This window comes from Pseudomonas sp. GW456-12-10-14-LB2, from assembly GCF_002884345.1.
In the GTDB taxonomy this organism is placed as follows: Bacteria; Pseudomonadota; Gammaproteobacteria; order Pseudomonadales; family Pseudomonadaceae; genus Aquipseudomonas; species Aquipseudomonas paraglycinae.
In genome coordinates, this window is record NZ_POHV01000019.1 from 102,015 (window position 1) to 125,202 (window position 23,188).

Below are 23,188 nucleotides of genomic sequence, written 5' to 3' on the forward strand. Positions count from 1 at the left end.
ATCAGTGCTTCCTCGGGGCCAGATAGCTCAGCCAGCGACGCTCGGCCAGCTTGAACAGGCGCACCAGAATGAAGGTCAGGCACAGGTAGAACACGCCGGCGGTGATGTACGCCTCGAACGGCAGATAGAACTGCGCGTTGACGGTACGGGCCGCGCCGGTGATGTCGATCAGGGTCACGATGGACGCCAGACTGGTGGTCTGCAGCATCATGATCACTTCGTTGCTGTACTGCGGCAGCGCCCGGCGCAGGGCCGATGGCAGCAGGATGCGCTTGTACATCTTGACGCGCGACATACCCATGGCCTTGGCCGCTTCGATCTCGCCGTTCGGCGTGGCCTTCAGGCTGCCGGCGATGATTTCAGCGGTGTAGGCGCTGGTGTTGATCGCGAACGCCAGGCACGCACAGAACGTTGCGCTGGACAGCCACGGCCACAAGAAGCTTTCACGCACCGCTTCGAACTGGGCCAGACCGTAGTAGATCAGGAACAGTTGAACCAGCATCGGCGTGCCGCGAATCACGTAGGTGTAGAGCCAGGCCGCACCGTTGACCACAGCGTTCTTGGACACACGCATCAGGCCCAGCGGCAGGGCCGCGAGCAGACCGAAGAACAGCGACAGCGCGAGCAACTTGAGGGTCGTGACCAGACCGCCGAGGTACAGCGGCAGGGCCTCCCAAATGACGTTGTAGTCGAAGATCATAGATCAGCCGCCCTTACGCCTACCGAGTAGCGCTTCTCAAGGTGACGCAGCGCCAGCAACGAGACACTGGTGATCACCAGGTACATCGCCGCCACTGCGAGGAAGAAGGTGAAAGGCTCGCGGGTGGCGTCGGCCGCCTGCTTGGCCTTGAACATCATGTCTTGCAGACCGACCACGGAAATCAGCGCGGTGGCCTTGGTCAACACCAGCCAGTTGTTGGTGAAGCCCGGAATCGCCAGACGAATCATCTGCGGCACCAGCACCCGGAAGAACACCTGGAAGCTGCTCATGCCGTACGCCATGCCGGCTTCGGCCTGACCTTTGGGGATTGCCATGAACGCGCCGCGGAAGGTTTCCGACAGGTACGCACCGAAGATGAAACCGAGGGTGCCGATACCGGCGGCCAGCGGGTTCAGGTCGATGTAGTCGTCATAGCCGAGCATCGGCGCAACGCGGTTGAGCAGGTCCTGACCGCCGTAGAAGATCAGCAGGATCAGCACCAGGTCGGGAATCCCGCGAATCACCGTGGAATACAGATCGCCCAGCCACGCCAGCCAGCGCACCGGCGACAGGCGCAACGCGACGCCGATCAGCCCGAGAACGATGGCCAGGGCCATGGACGACAAGGCGAGCTGAAGCGTCAGCCAAGCGCCATCGAGGATGACAGCCCCGTAGCCTTTCAACATGATTCAGGTCCTCGAAAGTTGGGATGAAAAAATGGCGCAAACCGCAGAGATCCTGTTGCTTGCGCCATTTCGGACGGGTCGAGCGACGTCTTTACTTGCCGTAAATGTCGAAGTCGAAGTACTTGTCCTGGATTGCCTTGTACTTGCCGTTCTCGCGGATGGCCGCGATGGCGGTGTTGATCTTGTCTTTCAGGGCGTCGCCCTTGCGTACCGCGATGCCTACGCCGTCGCCGAAGTATTTGACGTCGGTGAACGCCGGGCCCACGAACGCGAAGCCTTTGCCGGCGTCGGTTTTCAGGAAGCCGTCATTCAACAGCGTAGCGTCCGCCACGGTGCCGTCGAGGCGACCGGCGGCCACGTCGAGGTAGATTTCGTTCTGCGAGCCGTACGGCTTGATCTCGGCACCCAGCGGGGCCAGGACTTCGCGGGCGAAACGCTCGTGGATCGAACCACGTTGCACGCCGATGTTCTTGCCCTTGAGCTCAGCCAGACCTTCGCTGACCTGAGTGCCTTCCTTCATCACGAGGCGGGCCGGGGTGTTGTAGTACTTGTTGGTGAAGTCCACGGACTTCTTGCGGTCTTCAGTGATCGACATGGACGACAGGATCGCGTCGATCTTGCGCACTTTGAGTGCCGGAATCAGACCGTCGAACTCTTGCTCGACCCACTGGCACTTGACCTTCATTTCTTTGCACAGCGCGTTGCCGATGTCGTAGTCGAAACCGACGATGCTGCCGTCCGGCGCTTTGGAAGCGAATGGAGGGTAAGCCGCTTCGATACCGATTTTCAGAGGCTTTTCATCGGCGAATGTCGGCAGGGACAGCACGGACAGTGCCAGGGCGCCAAGCAGCACAAGTTTCTTCATCTTGGGACTCCATCGGTAAAGGGCAAAAACGGCAGAGTGAGCGACAGCCCAATATGCGAATGGGTGTAACGAAATCGGTTGCTGCGTGCGTGGGACATTTCCAGTCAAAACCGCGAAGGCTTCAACGCAAGCCACGACGAGCGAGTGATCGGCATTCTAACGACAGGCCCGAAGCCGATATTTCTTCAATGCGACAACTAATTACAGATGCACCGAGAAACCCGCTTGAGCACATTGACAGCCCTGCAATTTCATGCAAGAGCGAAAGACAGTGAACCGATCTATGCTGCAAATTGCGGGCCTATTATTCGCAAACCCTTCTAATCCGGCAAGCGCGGGGTTATGTCTTATTTTTCACAGGGTGTTTTGAGGCTCTAAAACGGGGCGATGCGTTTCCGGATGCCCCGTTGTGGAGCGGGCGGTTACACATTCAGTTACTTGAAGGCGGACGGGTAACAGTGGGAATGGGCTGACGGAGCAATTCGATAATTATTGGAAAACAAAAAGCCCCGCCCGGCGCAATGCCGGACGGGGCTTTTCAGCCTTCAGACCCGCCGCTTAGGCGACGTTCATGGTCTTGTGCGTATCGATCAGATGCTGCACCACACCCGGATCGGCCAGGGTGGAGATGTCGCCCAGGCCTTCGTATTCGGCGGTAGCGATCTTGCGCAGGATGCGGCGCATGATCTTGCCCGAACGGGTCTTCGGCAGCCCCGGCGCCCACTGGATCACGTCCGGCGAAGCGATCGGCCCGATCTCCTTGCGCACCCAGTTCTTCAGTTCCAGCCGCAGTTGCTCGCTCGGTTCTTCGCCGTTCTTCAGGGTGACATAAACATAAATGCCCTGCCCCTTGATGTCGTGCGGCACACCGACCACCGCCGCTTCGGCGACTTTCGGGTGAGCGACCATCGCGCTTTCGATCTCGGCAGTCCCCATGCGGTGGCCGGACACGTTGAGCACGTCGTCCACGCGACCGGTGATCCAGTAGTAACCATCGGCATCGCGACGGGCGCCGTCACCGGTGAAGTACATGCCACGGAAGGTCTTGAAGTAGGTGTCGACAAAACGGTCATGGTCACCGTACAGGGTGCGCGCCTGACCTGGCCACGAATCGAGAATCACCAGATTGCCTTCGGCCTCGCCCTCGATGATGTTGCCGAGGTTGTCCACCAGCGCCGGCACCACACCGAAGAACGGACGTGCGGCCGAACCTGGTTTGAGCGCATGGGCGCCCGGCAGCGGGCTCATCATGTTGCCGCCGGTTTCGGTCTGCCACCAGGTATCGACGATCGGGCAGCGGGACTTGCCGACGTTCTTGTAATACCAGTCCCAGGCTTCCGGGTTGATCGGCTCGCCCACCGAACCGAGCAGACGCAGGCTGCTGCCGTCCGCGCCTTCAACAGCGGCGGTGCCGGAGGCCATCATCGCGCGGATCGCGGTCGGCGCGGTGTAGAGGATGTTGACCTTGTGCTTGTCGACGATCTTCGCCACCCGGGTGATGTCCGGATAGTTCGGCACGCCTTCGAACAGCAGCGTGGTCGCGCCGTTGGCCAGCGGGCCGTAGACGATGTAGGAGTGACCGGTGACCCAGCCCACGTCAGCGGTGCACCAGTAGATTTCGCCCGGACGGTAGTCGAACACGCGCTCGTGGGTCATGGCCGCGTACAACAGATAACCGCCGGTGGTGTGCTGCACGCCCTTCGGCTTGCCGGTGGAGCCGGAGGTATAAAGGATGAACAGCGCTTCTTCGGCGCCCATCTCTTTCGGCGCGCAGACGGTGCCCGCCACTTTCATCAGGTCTTCGTACCAGATGTCGCGATGCTGGTTCCACTTGATGTCGCCGCCGGTGCGCTTGCACACGATGACTTTCTGGATGCTGCTGGTTTCCGGGTTGGTCAGGGCGTCGTCGACGTTGGCCTTGAGGGAAATCTTCTTGCCGGCACGGATGCCTTCGTCAGCGGTGATCACCACTTTCGAGCGGCAGTCGATGATGCGACCGGCCAGGGCTTCCGGCGAGAAGCCGCCGAACACCACCGAGTGAATCGCGCCGATCCGGGTACAGGCCAGCATGGCGACCACGGCGTCGGGAATCATCGGCATATAAATGGTCACCACATCGCCGCGGTGCACGTCCTGGCCACGCAGGGCGTTGGCGAGTTTGCACACTTGTTCGTGCAGTTCGCGGTAGGTGATGTTGCGGCTTTCGGAAGGATCGTCGCCTTCCCAGATGATGGCGACCTGATCGCCGCGCTCGGCCAGATGACGGTCGAGGCAGTTGTAGGAAACGTTCAGGGTGCCGTCGGCAAACCACTTGATGTCGACATGGTGATCGTCGAACGAAGTCTGTTTCACCGTGGTGAAAGGCTTGATCCAGTCGAGGCGCTTGGCTTGTTCGCGCCAGAAACCGTCAGGGTTGACGACTGACTGTTGGTACATGGCTTTGTAGGTCGCCTCGTCGGTCAGCGTATTGGCCAGAACCTCGGGACGAACGGGATACAGGGAAGCCGCACTCATCTTTCCTACCTCGGTGTAATAGTTGTTTTTGTATGACCCTGTTGTAGCCGGGGCGCCCGTATAGAACCATTCGACGATGGTAGTAACAAGCCCCTACAAAACATCCAGAAATGCCACAGACACTCCTGAAGCAAACCCCGCAACCCTTGTGGGAGCTGGCCTGCCAGCGATTCAGACGACTCGATTTCCCGGGAAAGCCACTGCACTGGCAATGAAGATATCCAGCGATTGTTACCAAATCTGCCAAAGGTGTTTATCAAAACCGGGTCTGTTTACCCCTACCCCGCCTCCCTAAAATTCACCTCGCCGACAAGGCAAAGCGATTAACAACGTTACAGCCCCCACGAAGGCCGTTAATCCAGCTCTGAAGTAACAAACCAAACGATGAAGTTCCACACGCAACCCCAAAAAGGTTGCGTGACCCCACTCGACCTCAAGAAGGTAAATTCAAATGAAAGCTTTATTGGTTCTGGCCCTCAGCAGTCTGTGCGCAACCGCCATGGCAGACGAGGTTCCGACTGATGTCGCACAGCAACAACCGGTTATCGAGGAATACACTTACTCCACTCACCTGGACATCGCCAAAGTTGTTTCCATGAGCGAAGTTCCGAATGTCTGCGAAGTTGTTCCGGCGAAAATGGAGTACGACGACTCCAAGGGTCAGCGTCACATTCTGCGTTACAGCATCATGGGTAACGGCTGCACCAATTGATGCGTTGAGACTGCACCGAATCGGATCACTCAGCGCAACATCGAGAGTCGATTCCAGCCCGGCTTCGGTCGGGCTCAGTTGTGTTTGAAGCGGCGCAAAAGGGTTGCAAAACACAAGATATAGTGAAAAACGCGGTTTTTTGCTCGTTTTTTGAGCAATCAATCACACGCCAAAAAATTAATGAAAAAATTTTCTCCGGGGCCAATCCCGGCGAAAGCCCTGTAAACCCTCGCTCCGATCGAAATCACCCCTGCGCTCGACCGCCCTGCGCTGTTTCGCCCTCCCCCACGCCCGTGTTTTTTTCCCTATAATGCCGCCCTAATCGGGTCAGCAATATTCCCTTACAGGGATCAAAGCCATTCTGAAGCCCCGCAGCAGCGACAACGCTGACCTGCGCCCGTCAGAGGCTCTCGGAAACCCGTAAAAATTTTCTGTTTATTGCCTGCGTAGCACCGCTGCAAAAAACGACATCCAACGCGGCCTGTACGGCCGTGTGAAAAACCAACCAATCAGTTTTCACACGGGCACAGGCCCTCACGCAGGAGACGACACGTCATGCTGAGCTGGGACGAATTCGACAAAGAAGACAGTGAAGTAGCAGCAGTGAAAGGCGCCAACGCCGGCCACGCTAGCGAAGCCAACATGGACCGCCTCGACAGCGCCGGCGGTGCCGCCGCCCTCGAAGCCCGCGCCGTGACCGCCGAAGACTCGGCCGCCGTGGCTCGCGCCAAGGCTGCACTGGATTCCCTCGACGTTGCCGAAGGCCTCGCCGAACTCGAAGGCTCCGCCGCCCGTGTCGCCGTTGACGAAAAGCGCATGATCAACTGCCGCGCCGACCTCAACCAGCTCGTGCCATTCAAGTACGACTGGGCCTGGCAGAAATACCTGGACGGCTGCGCAAACCACTGGATGCCGCAAGAAGTCAACATGACCGCCGACATCGCCCTCTGGAAAAACCCGGAAGGCCTGACCGACGACGAGCGCCGCATCGTGATGCGCAACCTCGGCTTCTTCTCCACCGCCGACTCCCTGGTTGCCAACAACCTGGCCCTGGCCGTGTACCGCCTGATCACCAACCCGGAATGCCGCCAGTACATCCTGCGCCAGGCATTCGAAGAGGCGATCCACACCCACGCCTACCAGTACTGCATCGAATCCCTGGGCATGGATGAAGGCGAGATCTTCAACATGTACCACGAGATCCCATCGGTCGCGAAAAAAGCCGCCTGGGGCCTGAAATACACCCGCGCCATCTCCGACCCGGAATTCAACACCGGCACCGTAGAGACCGACAAAGAACTGCTGCGCAACCTGATCGCCTACTACTGCGTTCTGGAAGGCATCTTCTTCTACTGCGGCTTCACCCAGATCCTCTCCATGGGCCGCCGCAACAAAATGACCGGCGTCGCCGAGCAGTTCCAGTACATCCTGCGCGACGAATCCATGCACCTGAACTTCGGCATCGACGTGATCAACCAGATCAAAATCGAAAACCCACACCTGTGGGATGCCGAAATGAAGGAAGAAGCTTCGCAGATGATCCTGCAAGGCACCCAGCTGGAAATCGAATACGCCCGCGACACCATGCCTCGCGGCGTACTGGGCATGAACGCAGCGATGATGGAGGACTACCTGAAGTTCATCGCCAACCGTCGCCTGTCGCAGATCGGTTTGAAGGAAGAGTACCCAGGGACGACTAACCCGTTCCCTTGGATGAGCGAGATCATGGACTTGAAGAAAGAGAAGAATTTCTTTGAGACTCGTGTGATCGAATACCAAACTGGTGGTGCGTTGAGCTGGGATTGATAGTCTCGCTCGCCACGATTTGACGATTGCTGCTTGAGTCGTCGAATTAAGAAAGCAAAAAGCCCCGATTTGATCGGGGCTTTTTTATGGGCGGCTGGTTGTCCTTTCAGACCCTACATTGCAGAGTTCAATCTCCTACAGCACTTACAGCCGCTTCGCATTGAAGCCAACTGCAAGCACCTCTAAGCTCAATTGCAGGTGCCTAAGAAACACCCAACGTAGAAAGCTTGATCAGTCACACAGACGCGTATGCCGTCGGTGGAGCTGCCTCGCTCGTTGGGATTTCTTAAGCCCACTCTACGTTGGGGTCAGGCCCTCCAAAAATCTAAACGTAGAGGTAATGGATATGCCCGATCCTTTTTCTGTAACAGTCTTCTCGCGTCACAACCTCGCTCTACATGCCCTTCTGCTCGAAAACCAAACGTGGTTCTGTGCCCGCGATGTGGGTCGTTTGATGGGTGTCCATCTGTGCGAACGCATGGTCAACAAGCTAGATAAGGATCAGCGTCGCGTTTTGTGGATTGAGTATTTTCGGCAACCCGAAAAGCAACTGATGATCAGCGAGTCCGGTGTGTATGCGCTGCTGGTGTATCACTACGTCCCGGGGAACCGGTTGTTACGGGAATGGTTAACTCTGCAGGTGGTGCCGGCCTTGCGTGATGCAGAACACTCGGAACATTCAGATCGGCCGAAGTTGAGTTTGTTGGATTGGCCGGAGATGTCGTTGAGTCTGCTGCATTGGCAGGATGAAGGCTGGATTCGGCTGCGGGATATGCCTTATCTGCTGAATGATCAGACGCAACGGCGGACACCGGAGAAGCATTGGTGGAGAAAGGTTGCGCAGGTGTTTCGGTCTTCGGGGCCCTCAATGGGTTAGTGATGCTGCTGTAGGACTTCGCGAGATCCGTCGTTATTTTATGTAGGAATTTTCGTAGACATCTGTAATGGCCACTCAGTATCGTCCGAGGGTTTTCAACCCTCGGCGACTGTATGGACACCTCGAAAGAAAAAACTGGCTGGAGTGATGAGGAGTTAGAAGCTTCCGTAGACGCTTATCTGAAAATGCTGGTTCTTGAACAACAAAATCAGCCATTCAATAAAGCGGACGAGAATCGACTCTTGCGAAAAGGCCCGCTGAGCAAACGCAGCGCCTCGTCAGTCGAGTACCGCATGCAGAACATCTCTGCTGTGATGGATTTATTGGGGCTGCCGAGAATTACAGGCTATGTTTCGGCGAAAAATCTCGGCTCCGGTGTCATTACGCGTATCAAAAAGATCCTGGCTAAAAAAGACATGGAAGCGATAAGAAACAGCTCACGAGGAGGTACTCAGCTGACTCGACTCCGGCTGGTCGAACCTTCCGCTCCTGAGTTGAATGATGCGCCCCCGGGTGTATTAAACCCGAAGCAGACTAACGCGACGGTAGTTAGGCTTTCGCGCAAATTAAATGTGAAAAAATGGGTTCTAAAACGCTCTCAGGGCATTTGCGAAGGATGTGGCCAAAAAGCGCCATTCCAGGATGCTGATGGCAAACCATTTCTTGAAGTTCATCATTTGAAACATCTTGTTAACGGCGGGACAGACCGTACAAGCAACGCAGTAGCCCTTTGCCCAAACTGCCATCGACGTTGCCATTACTCGAGCGACAAAGATGAGTTCACTGCTAAGTTTTATAGTAGCGTCGAGGGATTAGAGGCCGAATAGCTACAGGGTATTCGGCAGTCAGCCAATTAGAACTCGTTAACCCAGTTGTCCGTTTTGGGGCAGCCTCACAAAATCCCCTCCCCCCACTCAAGGACCCGAGCCCCACCATGAAATTCGACCTCGCCTACTGCCTCAGCCTCGACGACAAACTGTCGATCTATGACGTTCGCGATCTCAATTTCGATGAGACGGTGGCGTTCGACTCCGCGAAGGAACACTTCCAGTGCCCCAACGACGCCTGTCGTTCGGCGTTCGATGCTTCCAACGAGTTGGGCACGTTCAATGCCAAGAACGTGAATTACGTGCGCACGCCGCACTTCAAGAATCTGCCCGGTACGCAGCATGTGGCGGGTTGTCCGTATGTGAGTTTGAAGACGTCGGCGTCGGGGGTTGAGGCGGCGGATGGGGAATTGGATGACGGGCGGGAGGAGCATTTTCCGTCGGAGTTGTTGCTGACACGCCGTGAGTATGTGCGCAAGCCTGCCGCGCCTGCGGGGGCGGCGGATGTGTTGCGGGATGATCCGGTGCGAGTGGCGACTAATCCCTCAAAAGAATCGCCGAGTCGCGAGACGGCGCCGGACAAGACCAGTGTCTTCGCTCACCCCGTGGAGTGTTTTGTGTCGAACTTCGCGGACAAGGATTTGCTCAAGCGCATGCCGTTGAAGATTGGCGAGCATACGGCGCCGTACAGTTCGTTCTTCAAGAAGATCGAGTACTTGATGGACAACAAGGGGCTGATTTACTGGGGCCGGATCAAGAAGATCGAGGACTTCCACAGCGCCAGTTTCCGGATCGATTTCGAGGACAAGGTCTGGTTCAAGAAGCCGGATGACAGCAAGAAGAAGCCTTATCCGGTCAGTGTCTATCTCAACAAGAAGCTGATCGACAACTACCGCAAGCGCAAGGCGTTTCTGGAAGAGATCAAGCACGCGATCGACAGTGATAAGGAGTTGTTCTGTTTCTTCTATGGTGTGACGCCGGAGTTGAAGCAGGTGCCGGGCAAGAAGAACCCCGAAAAGCCTTTCGAGGTCTTCAATGCCAATATCGAGAACCTGGATCACTTCATTATTCGTGAAGCGCCAGGTCTGGCGTGATGGTCAGCCTTGGGGCAGTTGCAGTTTGACGGCGCCGGGGTGTTGCTTGATCAGGGAGTACGGCAGGACTGACCAGTCTGGTCTATCGCAAGAGCGTTGAACGCGGGCGAAGTAGGCGCCCAGGTACAAGCCTTTCGCAGTGAAGTACCACGGCGAAGAACCCCAAACGCTTTCTTCCGTGAAGTCGCAATCGTCATCTTGCGTCGGTTTCTTCATTTCTGCGGGGTACAGGGCGGTGAATTGCTTGATCAGCCAAGGCACCAGGTCTTTGTTTTCATACTGATAACGCGCGTCACTTTCGGCTTGGCTCAAGGGTTTGTCACCCAGACTGTCTCGTTCGGCATGCAGCAGTGGCTTGCCCTCACCTACCCACAACACATCTTCGAGTGATAACGGATGGCCTGTGCTTACATCAATGTTGAGGGGTGAATCACCGAAGTCCGGATGCGCGCCACCGCAGAAATAGCTGGTCGAGATGTTCAGGCTGACCACGGCTGGCGAAATCATTTTGGGCTCTGCGTCCTGCATGAACTCGACGTATTCCCCGCCCTGCAGTTGGCAACCGTGATAGCGGATGACCTCATTCCACAACCGTCCAAGCAACTGTTGGTTAACCCGTTGCAGATCGTCTTTTGGCAGATCGGACTCTACGCTGAACAGCGAAATCTTTGACTCCGGCTCTGTCCACCATTGCAGGGTGTAACCCATGAAGTCTTGTTTCTTCAGCGGTTTGAGCTTGAGTCCCTGTAGTCGCAAATATTCATACGGCTCGCCGTTTGGCAGCGCGGCGATAAAGGGCAGCGTAGAAGTTGTCGGCGCTGGAAGCCTGGCCTCGGAAAGTTGCACTGAAAGCTTCTTGCCCTTCGGACTTTGCCACTCGCCCTGCCAGCCAGTGGCAGTTTCTTCCAGTTTCAAAGTTGGCAGTGGCTTGTCGTCGCTGTAGCGATTGTTGCCTTCGACCAGCGTCAGAGTGCTGTCCTGCAATGACCCGCTGAGGGGCAGGTCCCGATGGTATTTCTCGTAGAAGTAACGACCGGTCACTTCATCCGGATTCTGGGTATTAATCTCGACCACAATCGGCGTCTTGCCCAGCGTACCGGTGAACACACGTCTGCCGTCGTCAGCCTGAGCGGTGGAAAGCAGTGAAAACAGCACGGCGGCGTATGGCGCCAGGCGCAACAGTCCCTTGAGCATGGATCGATCCCTGAGTGAGTCGGAGGTCGCGCCGGGACGTGAGTGCCGGCGCTAGTGAATGCGGGGCGGATTATGGCGGGGGTGGCTTAAGTAATCGAGTTTTGTCGGTTGTACTCTTCCAGCCAGGCTTCGCGCTCGACTGCTGCTATCTCCCGATACACTTGCATGCGGCGCGTCTTTGCCGCTTGAACTTCGTCCTCATCCAGAGCGCAATAACGATGAAGCCAATGAACGGTCATCTCCTCATCCGGGTAGTAGTAACCCTTGGCGCCCTTGCTGTTTCTCGGGGTGTCGTTCATCTGCGCGTCGAACACCATGGCTGCGACTTCATCAGGCGGTAAACAACCGGCCCCTGCGGCCTTGTCCTGGAAGACCCAGGCAATTTCATCGATGTGTTTTTGTGCGCTGCGATGGCTGCGGCGATAGAACTGCTGCGGTCGACACATCCACTGGAATCGCTCAATCAACGGTTCGATATCAATCCACTCGGAGAGTCCGTGATGGGTTGCATGAAGCATGACACCGTTGAACCAGCGATCAGCGAATTGCCCCACAAATGCATTCAGATCGGCCTTTTTCATGTCGGCGAAAACCATGCAATAGCGAGTCTTGATATGCATGGCGAACAGCACATGCTTTCGTTGCACGGTGATCGCATGCACCAGCCACTGTTCGACACCACTGTCCATCTCATCATCTTCGATGGTTGATGACGGCGGGGCGAAATCCACCGGGGTGATCTTTTTGCCCTGGTGGACACGACTGAAGAACTTGCTGGCAGCTTCGGTGCAATTGAAGATCAGCATCCTTGATCTCTGATAAATACTGGGGACGATGGATTATGGGTCTGTCGGTAGACGATTACTTCATCGACATTCCCAACATCACAATAACCAACAATCCAATATAAACCCAAGCATGCACCCGATCCGGTATCCGCCCGATCCACGGCGTGGCAAGTCGAATCCCCAGCAACGATCCGAGCGTCAGCACCGCAAACGCCAGCAGATCCACATACCCGACAAACCATGGCCCCAAGTCGGTCTCGCTGAAACCGGCCAGCGCCATGTAAGTCAGGGTGCCCGCCAGTGCCACCGGCACGCTCAACGGATTGGCCATCGACGTTGCCTGCGACATGCTCAACCCGCAACGCCGCAATAACGGCACGGTCATGACGCTTCCTCCTACGCCGAGAAAGGTTGCGATGGCGCCAATGCCTACACCGCCGCCGGACGTTTCCAGTGTTCCCAATCGCCGTGGGATGGCGCCTTCGGACTGCGTAAGAAATCCGCGTCGCAGCAGGCAGTCGACAATCGTCACGCCGAGGTAGGCGATGAAGGCATAACGAATGACTTCGCCGCTGACCCACACCGCTGCGATTGCGCCGACGACCGCGCCCAACCCGATGAACCCGCCCAAGGGCCACAGGTAATCACGGATAAGGTTGCCAGCGCGGCGATGTTTGTCGGTGGCGACCAGAGCGTTGACGATCATTACGCAGGTCGAGGTGGCGACGGCGATGTGCATGGCGGATTGGCTGATCGGGTCGTCAGCGCCGTGACTGGCGGTGAGCATGCGATACAGCAGCGGGACGACGACGAAGCCGCCGCCGAAGCCGAAGAGCACGGCGGTGACGCCGGTCAGGCAGCCGAAAAGTGTCAGCAGGAGGTAGAACATGGCGCATCGTCCGTTGTTTGGGAGCGGTCGACGATAGAGCGGCGGCGCTTGGCCTGCCTCAGTAACCAGGCCAATAATGTTTGCGTTTACGCCAACTGCTGGGTGCCGCTCAATGCGCAATGTTTCGATCAATCTGCTGGACGACACGCCGCGCCCGGTGGTGGCGATCGGTACGGATTATTCCCACGGCTATCTGTTGCCACGTCATACGCATCGACGGGCGCAATTGTTGTACGGCGCGACCGGGGTGATGCAGGTCAGCACGCATGATGGCAACTGGGTGGTGCCGCCGCAGCGAGCGGTGTGGATTCCGCCGGGGGTGGCGCATGAGGTGTTGATGCTCGGCGTCAGCACTCGCAGTTTGTATATCGAGCCGGGGGCGGTGGATCTGGGTGAGCGTTGTCAGGTGATCAGTGTGTCGCCGCTGATGCGGCACTTGCTGATGGAGGCCGTGGAGTTGCCGCTGACCTATGACCCGACCGGGCGTGACGGCGTGCTGGTCGACTTGTTGCTGCATGAATTGGTACGCAGTGTACCGTTGCCGTTGCATATCCCGCTGCCGTCTGACGGACGACTGCTTGAGCTGTGTCAGACCTTTCTGCATCAGCCGAATGCCCACCAATCACCCCAACAATGGGCCGATCAGCTGCACGTAAGCTTACGCACCTTCAACAGACTGTTTCGTCAGCAGACCGGCCTGAGTTTCAGTCAATGGCGCCAGCGCGCCTGCGTGGTATTGGCGCTGGCACGCCTGGCGGCGGGTGAAGCGGTGACGCGGATTGCCCTGGATTTCGGCTATGACAGCCCGGCGGCGTTCTCGACGATGTTCCGTCGCATCCTCGGTCAGGCACCGTCCGTCTGGTTAGAGGCGGCGAACTAGGGGAAATCAAAAAATGCGTTTGATCCCGGCCGAAAACAACTGTACAAAAAAACAGTACATTTTCCATCAGCACTCTCGAGCCCGGAGCACACCATGGCCTCTTCAGCGATGAACCTCATCCTCGAACGTATCGCCCTTTTCCAGTTCACCCCGACGCATTGCGCCCAGGCCCGAGGGATGTTGGGCTGGAGCATTGAACAGTTGTCGCGAGAGGCCAAGGTTTCAGTAGACGACATTCAGCGATTCGAAGCGCAGCAGGACGTGGCGGATGCGGTGCGGCTGGCGTTGACCTATCGGTTTGAGGCGCAGGGGCTGGTGTTCTTTCCGGGGTTTGCGCCGGGGCGATCGACAAGCAATGGTTCGACAGCTGAATCAGTGCGTGGGGATTATGCGATGGCGGAGTGATTCGGTTCGCCTGATGGAGGCGAACCTGCACCAGTGAGTCAGGCCCCTTGGACCACCGCCTCACTCTCCCCTTCAACCGCCAACCACCACGCATTCCCGCGTTGGGGTTGTGCCAAGTTGAATGCCTCACCCATTTGCGGCGTGGTGATGGAAACACTGCGTTCCCAGGCCAGCGCAAGAATGCGGTCGAACGGCTCATGCCAGGCGTGCATCGCCAGGTCGAACGTGCCGTTGTGGATCGGGAACAGCCAGCGCCCCTTGAGATCGATGTGGGCCTGCAGGGTTTCCTCAGGTTGCATGTGCACGTGGGGCCATTCGACGTTATAGGCGCCAGTCTCCATCAGGGTCACGTCGAACGGGCCGTACTGTTCGCCGATGCGTTTGAAGCCATCGAAGTAGCCGCTGTCGCCGCTGAAGAAGATGCGTTTGTCGCCGTCGATGATGACCCACGAAGCCCACAGGGTCTGGTTGCCATCGAACAGGCCGCGCCCGGAAAAGTGCTGCGACGGTGTGGCGATGAAGCGGATGCCGGCGACTTCTGTGCCCTGCCACCAGTCGAACTGGCGGATCTTGCTGGCATCGATGCCCCACTTGATAAGGGTGTCGCCGACGCCCAGCGGGGTCAGGAACACGTTGACCTTGTCTGCCAGTTTCAGCACCGCTTCATAGTCGAGGTGGTCGTAGTGGTTGTGCGACAGGATCACCGCTTCGATCGGCGGCAATTCATCGATGCTGATCGGTGGCTGGTGAAAGCGTTTCGGACCGGCCCATTGCACCGGCGACGCACGCTCGGCGAACACCGGGTCGGTGATCCAGAACTTGTCCTGCAGTTTGAGCAACAAGGTCGAGTGACCGAGGCGATAAACGCTGTGGTTCGGCGCCGCGATCAGGTCGGCGCGGCTCAGGGGCTGTACCGGAATGGCGGCCGCCGGCCGGGTGTTGCGCGGTTTGTGGAAGATCATGTTCCACATGATCCGCAGCATTTTGCGCAGGCCTTCGCGCTGCACCGGCGCGTGGTTTCGGAATACGCCTTCGGCCTGACGCGAAGGTTCAGGTGATTGACTGCCCGCAGAAGCAATGGATTTGGCCATGACTGAATGACTCCGGAAACACCGCGCAATTCACGGCTTTCCACGGTGGGACGATAATGGCCAAAGCACGCACGCATCAGCCGGACATCTGTTTTTAGGTTGCACCGATTAACCCAGCATTACACTGAGCGGTGTAGTTTCTAGGTTGCAACAAACCGGATGACAAGTAAACTGCCGAGTGTAATTTCACCCTTTTTCTGCCGAATCGAATTTATGACAGCTCCAACGCGCCTCACCGACCGCAAACGCGAAGCCATTATCCTCGCGGCCATTTCCGAGTTCCGGGCCAACGGTTTCGAAGTCACCAGCATGGACAAGATTGCGGCCACTGCCGGGGTGTCGAAGCGCACGGTGTATAACCATTTTCCGAGCAAGGAAGAGCTGTTCGCCGAAATTCTCAACCAGTTGTGGGCACGGATCAGCACCGAGCAAGCCGTGTCATATCAGCCCGATCTGCCTTTGCGTGAGCAGTTGCGCCAAATGCTGTTGGCCAAACTGCAAATGATGGCGGACGACAATTTCATGAATCTGGCCCGTGTCGCCATCGCGGCCGCGATCCATTCGCCGGAGCGCGCGCAGAACATGGTGGCGCGTATGGGCGAACGTGAGGAAAGCGTGACGGTGTGGATTCGCGCCGCCCAGGCGGACGGTCGGCTGAAACCGGTCGATCCGGAGTTCGCCGCGCATCAGGTGCAGGGATTGCTGAAGACCTTTGCCTTCTGGCCGCAGATCTCCATGGGCCAGCCCTCCCTCGACAGCACAGCGCAAAATGTCGTGGTCGACTCTGCACTGGACATGTTCCTGGCTTGCTATCAGCTCTAGATTGGGCCTGCGCCACGGTAAATGGCTCACAAGGACACTGAATTTTCCCGCTGGAATAAATGACAATGTCTGTCATTGGCCGATGAACGGTCAGTCTGAAGAATTACACTGCAAAGTGTTTCAGAATGAATCTGGCGCAGAACACCATGGAAAACCAACGCGGCAAAGGCTTGTCATTCGCCAGGCGCATTTACTTGCCAAGGGCCATCGGACTGGGCATCGGTTTCTTCAGTGTCGGCGCCGCGCTGTATCCGTTGAACATGCCGGGCTGGCTCTGGGCGCTGTTGCTGTTCAATGGTTTTCTCTGGCCGCACGTGGCCTATCAATGTTCGACCCGCTCGGCTTTCCCCTATCGCGCCGAACGCCGCAACCTGCTCTATGACTCGGTGTGCGGCGGTTTCTGGACCGCGTGTTTTCATTTCAATCCGCTGACTACCGTCACCATCCTGTCGATGATGACCATGAACAACGTGGCCGCCGGTGGCGTGCGCCTGTTCTGGCTCGGCGCCCTCGCCCAGGTGATCGGCGTGCTGCTGGGCTGGTCATTGTTCGGCGTCCATTTCACCTTGATAGCCACACAGACTCAGGTCTGGGCCTGCCTGCCGATGCTGACCCTTTATCCGCTGGCGCTGGGCATGGTCTGTTACCGGTTGGCGATCAAACTCGCCGAGCACAAACGCAGCTTGAGCGCCCTGAGCCGCACCGACAGCCTGACCGGCCTGCTCAACCACGGCGCCTGGAAAGACCTGCTACACCTCAAGTTCCAGCAGTGCCGGCAACACAACTCACAAGCCATTCTGGCGCTGATCGACATCGATCATTTCAAGTCGATCAACGACAGTTACGGACACATCGTCGGCGATGCGGTGCTGCGGCAGTTAAGCCAAGAGCTGAAATTCGTACTCGACGAAAGCAAGCTGGCCGGGCGTTACGGTGGCGATGAATTCTGCGTGATCCTGCCCAACCTGCCCCTGAGCAAGGCTGAAGCGCTGATGGAGCAACTGCGTCAGGCACTGGATCGATACCGCCATCCCGACGTTTCCGAGCTGCGGGTCAGCCTGAGTATCGGGCTTGCTCGCTATCAAACCTCTTACGCCGATGCCCTTGAGTGGTTCGAAGAGTCCGACAAGGCGTTGTACACGGCCAAGCACATGGGACGTAACACAATCAGCGTAGCGTTGAGCCGAACACCCGCCTGAAAAACTTGTACAAAATTGAGAAAAATCGATTTCTTGTACAAGTTTATAAAGTTTTGTATAAGTTAATCCGCCAGCCGGGATGCTGGCACACTGCTTCCAGCCATTGATATATCTGGCTGGCTGACGCGGAAACAGGGACCCCACCTTCAGTCCTATTTCCAGAGTGCCATGAACATGATTTTCAACCGCCACAAGACTGCCCTCGTCGATCTCCAAAACACCATCAACCAACAAGCCGGCCTGCTGGAGGCGATCAACCGCTCCATGGCAGTGATCGAATTCGACGTCGACGGTGTGGTTCTGCGCGCCAACGACAACTTCCTGAAAACCATGGGTTACACCCGCGAACAGGTGATCGGCCAGGCCCATCGCCACTTCTGCTCGCCAGAGTTTGCCCGTGGCAATCAGTACACCGAGTTGTGGTCGCGCTTGAAAAGCGGCGAGTTCCAGTCCGGCACCTTTGAACGCATCGACAGCCAGGGCCGTCCGATCTGGCTCGAGGCCAGCTATAACCCGATCAAGGATGACTCGGGCCGCGTGGTGAAAGTGGTCAAGTACGCCATGGATGTCACTGCCAAAGTGCAGCAGGAAAGCGAAGCCAATGCGAAATTGCAGGCGATCGACCGCGCCATGGCGGTGATCGAATTCGATCTCGACGGCAATATCCTCACCGCCAATCAGAATTTTCTGACGCGCATGGGTTACACCCTCGCCGAACTCAAAGGCAAACATCACCGTTTGTTCTGCCCCGCACAACTGGTCAACAGCAGCGCCTACCAGGATTTCTGGCGCCGGTTGAATCAGGGCGAACTGTTTCAGGGCCAATTCGAGCGCGTCGACAAACGCGGGCAGACCGTGTGGCTTGAAGCCAACTACAACCCGGTCTATGACGCTGCCGGCCGCTTGTGCAAAGTGGTGAAGTTCGCGTCGGACGTGACCGCTCGGGTCGAGCAGCACGAGCAGGATGCGCGCAGTGCCAGCGCCGCCTATCACATCTCGGTGGCCACCCGAAAAGTCGCCGAGCAAGGTACGCAAGTGATTCAGCAAGCGGCCAGTGAAATGCGCGAAATTGCCGACGACATCGCCGAGTCTTCAACCTTGATCGCGCAGCTCGGCGAACGCTCCGAGCAAATCACCGCCATCGTCAACACCATCCGCGCGATTGCCGATCAGACCAATCTTTTGGCCCTGAACGCTGCAATCGAAGCCGCCCGAGCCGGCGAGCAGGGTCGCGGTTTTGCCGTGGTGGCCGATGAAGTGCGGCAGCTGGCAGCGCGCACCAGCGGCTCCACTGCGGAAATTTCCAACATGATCAGCCTGATCCAGACCGAAACCCGTCAGGCGATCAAGAGCATGGACGGCACCCGCGGGCGAGCAGCGCAAGGTGTTGAGTTGGCGGATCAGGCCGGCACGGTGATTTTGCAGATCCGTGACGGCGCCAGCGAAGCGGTGGAAGCCGTGAGCATGTTCGCCAATGACCGCGCGCCGGGTTAAACACGATCACGGCAATCGCAACGCCCGCCCCAGTTCATCGAACAGCGTGACCACCGAGCGCAACGCGCGGCAGTCCGGGCGGGTCAGCAGCCACAGCGCGGTGTCGTAACCGTGCAAGGGTTCGCTCAAGGCCTGCAGCCCTTCATTGATGAGAAAGTCCGGCAACGCCGCCACGCCCAGTCCGGCGCGGACCAGTTCGGTCACGGACAGCATGCTGTTGCAGCGATAGCTCGGCGTCACACCGGGCAACTGCTGACGGCGCCAGGCGACGGTCGGGTGATCGGGCAGAAAGTCGTCCGGGGCGATCCAGGTCAACGCCGCCAGATCGGCCGCTTCGACATTTTGTAGATAACGCTGACTGGCGCAGACCCGGTAGGAAATCTTCGCCAGCTCCCGTCCGACCAGATGCTCCGGCGGTGTACGTGTCAGGCGCAGGGCGATGTCGGCATCGCGGCGGCTGAGGTTGGCGAAATCGTTGGAAGTGCTCAGCTCGATGGTCAGCGCCGGGTAGTTCGGCATGAACTGCGCCAGCGCCGGCAGCAGCAGACCTTGCAACACCGAATCGGTACAGGTCAGGCGCACCGTGCCGCTGACTACTTCGCCGCCCTGCTCCACACCAATACGCGCAGCTTCGAGTGCCTGCTCGGCACGTTCGGCCTGCTCGGCCAGGGTCTGCGCAAGGCTGGTGGGCAAATAACCGGCGCGGCTTTTTTCGAACAGTTGCTGGCCGAGTGCAGCTTCCAGTCGACGCACGGCGCGAAACACCGTCGAAACATCGACCTTCAATAGTTGCGCTGCCCGGGCCAGAGAGCCGCCGCGCACTAAAGCGAGGATCAGGGCCAGATCCGGGAAGTCGAGTTGATATTGCGTGGCTGCATTGATCACTTGGGCAAACGCCAATTTAGAGTGCGTGAACGCCAATCTATAGTGAGCGTCATCCCTCAACAAGCACAGCGAGTACTCATGGAATCCAGAGCCCTGCGCATCGCCCTGATCGGTGATTTCGATCCGCAAGTCACCGCCCACCAGGCCATCCCGATTGCCCTAGGACTGGCGGCGGAACACCTTCGCCGTCCGGTCGAATTCGAATGGTTGGCCACCGACCGAATCCTGCCCGAGACGCCGCTGGAACATTTCGACGGCTTCTGGTGTGTCCCGGCCAGCCCCTACAAAAGCGAAGACGGTGCCCTGCGAGCCATCCGTTTTGCCCGCGAGCAGCAGCGCCCTTTCCTCGGCACCTGCGGCGGTTTTCAGCATGCGGTGCTGGAGTTTTCCCGCCACGTGCTGGGCTGGGCCGACGCCGAACATGGCGAAACCTCGCCTGACTCGAGCCGCGCAGTGCTCACACCGCTGACCTGCTCTCTAGTGGAAGCGGTGGACAGCATTCATCTGGTGCCCGGTTCGTTGATCGCCAGTGCGTACGAAATGTCGGAAATTCGTGAAGGCTATCGCTGCCGCTACGGTGTGAATCCGCAATTCGAACGGGAGTTGCTGACCCATGAACTACACGCCGTAGGTCACGATTCGTCAGGCGACTTGCGCGCCATTGAACTGAAAAACCATGTGTTCTTCGTCGCCACACTGTTCCAACCGGAACGCGCAGCGCTCAAGGGGCAATTGCCGCCGCTGGTGCGGGCATTTGTTGAAGCCTGCTCGGAGCAATGTCGATGAAACCGAACACTGAGTGTTTCGCCGTGATCTTCACTTCGACCCGTACCGAGGGTGACAACGGCTACACCGAAGCGTCCGAGCGCATGATGCAGTTGGTCGCCGAGCAACCGGGGTTTCTCGGCATCGATTCGATCCGGGGGGCAGACGGGGTGGGAATTACGGTTTCGTACTGGGAGAGTGAGGCGGCGATTCTGGCCTGGCGCGAGCATCCGGAGCACCGGGTGATTCAGGCGCGCGGGCGGGCTGAGTGGTATTCGGCGTTTCATACGCGGGTGTGTCGGGTGGAGCGGGAGTATCGGTTCGGCCAGTGAGTATTGAGGTGTACTCACTGGCTCTTTCGCGGGCAAGCCCGCTCCCACAGGTAGTGCGCTGCTCTCAAGATCACACTGTACCTGTGGGAGCGGGCTTGCCCCGGGCGGCGTTCCGACGAAGAGGCCGGAACAGTCGCTGCAGAACCTCAGCCCTTCACCAGACAACGCACCGCCTCAATCTCCGGCACTTCGCGTTTACTCATGTAAACCCGCAACGGCTCGGTGATGTTGATCCGGTCATCGATGTTCTGATCCAGCAGCAACTGGATCAGTTCGCGCTTGAGGGTCATGGTCTGTTCGGTGGTCGGTGCCCAGACGAATTCGCTGCACGGAATGATGCCGTCATCGGCCACGTCCATGCCGAACGAATCCTCACTGAAGCGCACGATGTACTGGCCGGTCTTGCGGTTGAGGCCGACGAAGCCTTTGAGGTCGTCGGCGGCCTGGCAGATGAGTTGCGATGTGATGCGCATGGTAAACCTCACGAAAAGTATCGATGGTCTACACGCAGGGCAATGGGTGGCGCGCCCTCTGCCGGGGCGGTTGCCGTGGCCAAGCGTACTGCAAACGAACGCACAAAAGTGCGCAAATTTTCGCTTTCAGTACGTTTATGTCGGTCTTGCGATAGCACGTTTTCGTTTGAGTTGCTAAAAGGGACATCTTCGAAAATACCTGCGAAAGGACCTCGACATGCCCGCCACGTTTACCAAAAGCGCACTGCTGCTGAGCCTGATGCTCGGCCTCGGTCAGGCTCACGCCGCCAGCCAGCCAAACCCGGTTGCGCTCGCTGCCTCCGAGGGCATTCCGCACCCGGCAGTGATCGCCCACCGTGGCGCGTCCTTCGATGCCCCGGAATCCACCGCCGCCTCCTACAAACTGGCGCGCGACCTGGGGGCCGATTACCTGGAAATGGACCTGCAGCGCAGCAAGGACGGCGTGCTGTTCGCCCTGCACGACGACAATCTGCAGCGCACCACCGACGTCGCCACCAAGTTCCCGGAACGCAAGGACAGCCCGGCCAATGCCTTCACCATGGCCGAACTGAAAACCCTCGACGCCGGCAGTTGGTACAACGCCAAGTACCCGGATCGCGCGCGCCCGTCCTACGTCGGCCTGAAGATTCTGACCCTCGACGAAATCATCGACATCGCCCAGGCCAACCCAAAGCACAAACCCGGCCTGTACATCGAAACCAAGGAGCCGAAGCTGTTCCCGGGGATCGAGCATGACCTGAAGGAAAAACTCCAGGCCCGCGGCTGGCTGGTTCCGGCCGGCGCCAAACCGGCTAAAAACGCCGCCAGCGTCGGCGAAAGCAACGGCAAGGTGATCCTGCAAACCTTCGAGAAGAGCAGCCTGGAAATGCTGCAAAAGGAAATGCCGCAGGTGCCGAAGATCCTGTTGCTGTGGGTGGGTGAAGGCAGCATCGAGCCGAAATCCAAAGTGACCTTTGCCGAATCCGGCGAGAAGGACAAGAACGCGTTCTACGGCAAGCAGGAGCCGAAATCCGAAGCCGAATTCAAGCAATGGATCGACTACGCCAAGGCACAGGGCGCCATCGGCACCGGCCCTTCGGCGAAGCTGACTCACGGCGGCGATCAGAGCTATTCGGATCTGGTGCAGCCATGGATGAACAAGTACACACACGACAAGGGCCTGCTGGTGCACGTCTACACCGTGGATGAGCCGGTGGACTTCGAGAAAGTCATGACTTCTGGTGTCGACGGCATCTTCACCAACCGCGCCAGCGAACTGCTGAAGTTCTACAAACGCCCGGCCGCCAGTGTGGATCAGGTGTTGAAGAACAACGGTTTCTGATTTGTAAATCAGGGCGTCAGTATCGCGAGCAGGCTCGCTCCCTCGGGGAGTCCGGCCTGCTCGCTGCGTTTTAAGGGTGAGTTAAGTTGCGGCGATTAACCTGAACTCACTTAAACGAATCACCCAAAGGAATAACCGATGAAAACTTTGACTGCCCTGTTTACCGCTGCCGCCCTGACCCTCACCGCTGGCCTGGCCCAGGCTGACGTTCGCGTTGACCAGATCCCTGAACTGGTCAAGTCCGGCAAGATCAAGTCGCTGGAATCGATGAACGCAGAAGCGCTGAAACTGCATCCGGGTGCGACCATTACTGACACTGACCTGGATAACCACTTCAATGGTTATGAGTATGAAGTTGAGTTGCGTACTGCTGATGGCAAGGAGTTTGATGTGGACTTCGATGCAACGACTGGCAAGGTGCTGAGCGACAAGCAAGACACTTGATTGGTTGATAAAACAAAGCCGCATGACTTTTGGGTTGTGCGGCTTTTTTGTGTCTGGTGTCTGGCTGAAACCATGTTTCGTCAGTCAGCCCCTACCCCCTCACC

The 23,188-nt window shown here is 57.9% G+C and carries 24 protein-coding genes; 14 read left to right on the plus strand and 10 right to left on the minus strand.

Annotated features, from left to right (window positions below; genetic code table 11):
- Position 1: 1 nt before the first annotated feature.
- From C1X29_RS15420 to acs, 4 genes are all read right to left on the minus strand, one after another.
- Positions 2-700 carry an ABC transporter permease gene (locus C1X29_RS15420; protein ID WP_085697085.1) on the minus strand — a complete coding sequence of 233 codons (699 nt, stop codon included), beginning with the start codon at positions 698-700 and terminating at the stop codon, positions 2-4.
- Positions 697-1,386, minus strand: a complete 690-nt coding sequence (locus C1X29_RS15425; protein WP_007951063.1) for an ABC transporter permease — start codon at positions 1,384-1,386, stop codon at positions 697-699. Before C1X29_RS15425 ends, C1X29_RS15420 begins: the two co-directional genes overlap by 4 nt.
- Positions 1,387-1,477: 91 nt before the next feature.
- The gene (locus C1X29_RS15430; RefSeq protein WP_102717814.1) at positions 1,478-2,251 is read right to left on the minus strand and encodes an ABC transporter substrate-binding protein; all 774 of its coding nucleotides are present in this window, start codon (positions 2,249-2,251) and stop codon (positions 1,478-1,480) included.
- A 558-nt stretch (positions 2,252-2,809) separates the two neighbouring features.
- Complete coding sequence (gene acs / locus C1X29_RS15435) at positions 2,810-4,765, minus strand: acetate--CoA ligase (protein WP_102717815.1); 1,956 nt, start codon at positions 4,763-4,765, stop codon at positions 2,810-2,812.
- A 451-nt stretch (positions 4,766-5,216) separates the two neighbouring features.
- On the opposite strand from acs, the gene C1X29_RS15440 reads away from it, so the two are divergent.
- From C1X29_RS15440 to C1X29_RS15460, 5 genes are all read left to right on the plus strand, one after another.
- Positions 5,217-5,477, plus strand: coding sequence for a DUF2790 domain-containing protein (locus C1X29_RS15440; protein ID WP_007912695.1), 261 nt, complete (start codon positions 5,217-5,219; stop codon positions 5,475-5,477).
- 555 nt (positions 5,478-6,032) lie between these two features.
- Positions 6,033-7,283, plus strand: a complete 1,251-nt coding sequence (locus C1X29_RS15445; RefSeq protein WP_007951068.1) for a ribonucleotide-diphosphate reductase subunit beta — start codon at positions 6,033-6,035, stop codon at positions 7,281-7,283.
- A gap of 346 nt (positions 7,284-7,629) precedes the next feature.
- Positions 7,630-8,160 carry a Bro-N domain-containing protein gene (locus tag C1X29_RS15450; protein WP_102717831.1) on the plus strand — a complete coding sequence of 177 codons (531 nt, stop codon included), beginning with the start codon at positions 7,630-7,632 and terminating at the stop codon, positions 8,158-8,160.
- A 113-nt stretch (positions 8,161-8,273) separates the two neighbouring features.
- Positions 8,274-8,987: an HNH endonuclease gene (locus C1X29_RS15455; protein WP_102717816.1), complete on the plus strand. Its 714-nt coding sequence runs from the start codon at positions 8,274-8,276 to the stop codon at positions 8,985-8,987.
- Between the two features lie 107 nt (positions 8,988-9,094).
- Entirely contained in the window at positions 9,095-10,081 is a 987-nt protein-coding gene (locus C1X29_RS15460; RefSeq protein ID WP_102717817.1) for a hypothetical protein, read from the plus strand.
- A 3-nt stretch (positions 10,082-10,084) separates the two neighbouring features.
- Here C1X29_RS15460 and C1X29_RS15465 read toward each other — a convergent pair whose 3' ends face one another.
- From C1X29_RS15465 to C1X29_RS15475, 3 genes are all read right to left on the minus strand, one after another.
- Positions 10,085-11,275 carry a hypothetical protein gene (locus tag C1X29_RS15465; RefSeq protein WP_102717818.1) on the minus strand — a complete coding sequence of 397 codons (1,191 nt, stop codon included), beginning with the start codon at positions 11,273-11,275 and terminating at the stop codon, positions 10,085-10,087.
- Between the two features lie 86 nt (positions 11,276-11,361).
- A complete protein-coding gene (locus tag C1X29_RS15470; RefSeq protein WP_102717819.1) occupies positions 11,362-12,081 on the minus strand; it encodes a hypothetical protein in 720 nt (239 codons plus the stop codon).
- Positions 12,082-12,136: 55 nt separating this feature from the next.
- On the minus strand, positions 12,137-12,952 hold the full coding sequence (locus tag C1X29_RS15475) for a sulfite exporter TauE/SafE family protein (RefSeq protein WP_102717820.1): 816 nt from the start codon (positions 12,950-12,952) through the stop codon (positions 12,137-12,139).
- A 112-nt stretch (positions 12,953-13,064) separates the two neighbouring features.
- Between C1X29_RS15475 and C1X29_RS15480 the strand changes: the two genes are divergently transcribed.
- Positions 13,065-13,832 carry a helix-turn-helix domain-containing protein gene (locus C1X29_RS15480; RefSeq protein ID WP_102717821.1) on the plus strand — a complete coding sequence of 256 codons (768 nt, stop codon included), beginning with the start codon at positions 13,065-13,067 and terminating at the stop codon, positions 13,830-13,832.
- A gap of 93 nt (positions 13,833-13,925) precedes the next feature.
- Positions 13,926-14,237, plus strand: coding sequence for a hypothetical protein (locus C1X29_RS15485; protein WP_102717822.1), 312 nt, complete (start codon positions 13,926-13,928; stop codon positions 14,235-14,237).
- Positions 14,238-14,275: 38 nt separating this feature from the next.
- Here C1X29_RS15485 and C1X29_RS15490 read toward each other — a convergent pair whose 3' ends face one another.
- Positions 14,276-15,328 (minus strand): MBL fold metallo-hydrolase, encoded by a 1,053-nt coding sequence (locus C1X29_RS15490; RefSeq protein ID WP_102717823.1) that lies wholly within the window; start codon positions 15,326-15,328, stop codon positions 14,276-14,278.
- A 213-nt stretch (positions 15,329-15,541) separates the two neighbouring features.
- Between C1X29_RS15490 and C1X29_RS15495 the strand changes: the two genes are divergently transcribed.
- The 3 genes from C1X29_RS15495 (at position 15,542) to C1X29_RS15505 (ending at position 18,843) form a co-directional block, all read left to right on the plus strand.
- Positions 15,542-16,150, plus strand: a complete 609-nt coding sequence (locus C1X29_RS15495) for a TetR/AcrR family transcriptional regulator (protein ID WP_102717824.1) — start codon at positions 15,542-15,544, stop codon at positions 16,148-16,150.
- Between the two features lie 146 nt (positions 16,151-16,296).
- Positions 16,297-17,349: a diguanylate cyclase gene (locus tag C1X29_RS15500; RefSeq protein WP_102717832.1), complete on the plus strand. Its 1,053-nt coding sequence runs from the start codon at positions 16,297-16,299 to the stop codon at positions 17,347-17,349.
- Between the two features lie 174 nt (positions 17,350-17,523).
- The gene (locus tag C1X29_RS15505; protein ID WP_102717833.1) at positions 17,524-18,843 is read left to right on the plus strand and encodes a PAS domain-containing methyl-accepting chemotaxis protein; all 1,320 of its coding nucleotides are present in this window, start codon (positions 17,524-17,526) and stop codon (positions 18,841-18,843) included.
- A 6-nt stretch (positions 18,844-18,849) separates the two neighbouring features.
- Here C1X29_RS15505 and C1X29_RS15510 read toward each other — a convergent pair whose 3' ends face one another.
- Entirely contained in the window at positions 18,850-19,791 is a 942-nt protein-coding gene (locus C1X29_RS15510) for a LysR family transcriptional regulator (RefSeq protein WP_102717825.1), read from the minus strand.
- A gap of 15 nt (positions 19,792-19,806) precedes the next feature.
- Between C1X29_RS15510 and C1X29_RS15515 the strand changes: the two genes are divergently transcribed.
- Complete coding sequence (locus C1X29_RS15515) at positions 19,807-20,514, plus strand: CTP synthase (protein ID WP_102717826.1); 708 nt, start codon at positions 19,807-19,809, stop codon at positions 20,512-20,514.
- On the plus strand, positions 20,511-20,825 hold the full coding sequence (locus tag C1X29_RS15520; protein ID WP_102717827.1) for an antibiotic biosynthesis monooxygenase: 315 nt from the start codon (positions 20,511-20,513) through the stop codon (positions 20,823-20,825). The genes C1X29_RS15515 and C1X29_RS15520 overlap by 4 nt, the downstream gene beginning before the upstream one ends.
- 146 nt (positions 20,826-20,971) lie before the next feature.
- On the opposite strand, the gene C1X29_RS15525 is transcribed toward C1X29_RS15520, so the two are convergent.
- Entirely contained in the window at positions 20,972-21,298 is a 327-nt protein-coding gene (locus C1X29_RS15525) for a DUF2025 family protein (RefSeq protein WP_085745148.1), read from the minus strand.
- A gap of 217 nt (positions 21,299-21,515) precedes the next feature.
- Between C1X29_RS15525 and C1X29_RS15530 the strand changes: the two genes are divergently transcribed.
- Entirely contained in the window at positions 21,516-22,640 is a 1,125-nt protein-coding gene (locus C1X29_RS15530; RefSeq protein ID WP_102717828.1) for a glycerophosphodiester phosphodiesterase, read from the plus strand.
- A gap of 138 nt (positions 22,641-22,778) precedes the next feature.
- Positions 22,779-23,084 (plus strand): PepSY domain-containing protein, encoded by a 306-nt coding sequence (locus C1X29_RS15535; RefSeq protein WP_102687293.1) that lies wholly within the window; start codon positions 22,779-22,781, stop codon positions 23,082-23,084.
- Positions 23,085-23,188 lie beyond the last annotated feature (104 nt).

Coding starts and splice junctions, on each gene's coding strand:
- C1X29_RS15535 (WP_102687293.1), top strand. CDS start 22,779: ATGAAAACTTTGACTGCCCTGTTTACCGCTGCCGCCCTGACCCTCACC.
- C1X29_RS15475 (WP_102717820.1), bottom strand. CDS start 12,952: ATGTTCTACCTCCTGCTGACACTTTTCGGCTGCCTGACCGGCGTCACC.
- C1X29_RS15440 (WP_007912695.1), top strand. CDS start 5,217: ATGAAAGCTTTATTGGTTCTGGCCCTCAGCAGTCTGTGCGCAACCGCC.
- acs (WP_102717815.1), bottom strand. CDS start 4,765: ATGAGTGCGGCTTCCCTGTATCCCGTTCGTCCCGAGGTTCTGGCCAAT.
- C1X29_RS15480 (WP_102717821.1), top strand. CDS start 13,065: ATGCGCAATGTTTCGATCAATCTGCTGGACGACACGCCGCGCCCGGTG.
- C1X29_RS15465 (WP_102717818.1), bottom strand. CDS start 11,275: ATGCTCAAGGGACTGTTGCGCCTGGCGCCATACGCCGCCGTGCTGTTT.
- C1X29_RS15525 (WP_085745148.1), bottom strand. CDS start 21,298: ATGCGCATCACATCGCAACTCATCTGCCAGGCCGCCGACGACCTCAAA.
- C1X29_RS15425 (WP_007951063.1), bottom strand. CDS start 1,386: ATGTTGAAAGGCTACGGGGCTGTCATCCTCGATGGCGCTTGGCTGACG.
- C1X29_RS15470 (WP_102717819.1), bottom strand. CDS start 12,081: ATGCTGATCTTCAATTGCACCGAAGCTGCCAGCAAGTTCTTCAGTCGT.
- C1X29_RS15505 (WP_102717833.1), top strand. CDS start 17,524: ATGATTTTCAACCGCCACAAGACTGCCCTCGTCGATCTCCAAAACACC.
- C1X29_RS15490 (WP_102717823.1), bottom strand. CDS start 15,328: ATGGCCAAATCCATTGCTTCTGCGGGCAGTCAATCACCTGAACCTTCG.
- C1X29_RS15495 (WP_102717824.1), top strand. CDS start 15,542: ATGACAGCTCCAACGCGCCTCACCGACCGCAAACGCGAAGCCATTATC.
- C1X29_RS15460 (WP_102717817.1), top strand. CDS start 9,095: ATGAAATTCGACCTCGCCTACTGCCTCAGCCTCGACGACAAACTGTCG.
- C1X29_RS15485 (WP_102717822.1), top strand. CDS start 13,926: ATGGCCTCTTCAGCGATGAACCTCATCCTCGAACGTATCGCCCTTTTC.
- C1X29_RS15455 (WP_102717816.1), top strand. CDS start 8,274: ATGGACACCTCGAAAGAAAAAACTGGCTGGAGTGATGAGGAGTTAGAA.
- C1X29_RS15520 (WP_102717827.1), top strand. CDS start 20,511: ATGAAACCGAACACTGAGTGTTTCGCCGTGATCTTCACTTCGACCCGT.
- C1X29_RS15530 (WP_102717828.1), top strand. CDS start 21,516: ATGCCCGCCACGTTTACCAAAAGCGCACTGCTGCTGAGCCTGATGCTC.
- C1X29_RS15500 (WP_102717832.1), top strand. CDS start 16,297: ATGGAAAACCAACGCGGCAAAGGCTTGTCATTCGCCAGGCGCATTTAC.
- C1X29_RS15430 (WP_102717814.1), bottom strand. CDS start 2,251: ATGAAGAAACTTGTGCTGCTTGGCGCCCTGGCACTGTCCGTGCTGTCC.
- C1X29_RS15450 (WP_102717831.1), top strand. CDS start 7,630: ATGCCCGATCCTTTTTCTGTAACAGTCTTCTCGCGTCACAACCTCGCT.
- C1X29_RS15515 (WP_102717826.1), top strand. CDS start 19,807: ATGGAATCCAGAGCCCTGCGCATCGCCCTGATCGGTGATTTCGATCCG.
- C1X29_RS15445 (WP_007951068.1), top strand. CDS start 6,033: ATGCTGAGCTGGGACGAATTCGACAAAGAAGACAGTGAAGTAGCAGCA.
- C1X29_RS15420 (WP_085697085.1), bottom strand. CDS start 700: ATGATCTTCGACTACAACGTCATTTGGGAGGCCCTGCCGCTGTACCTC.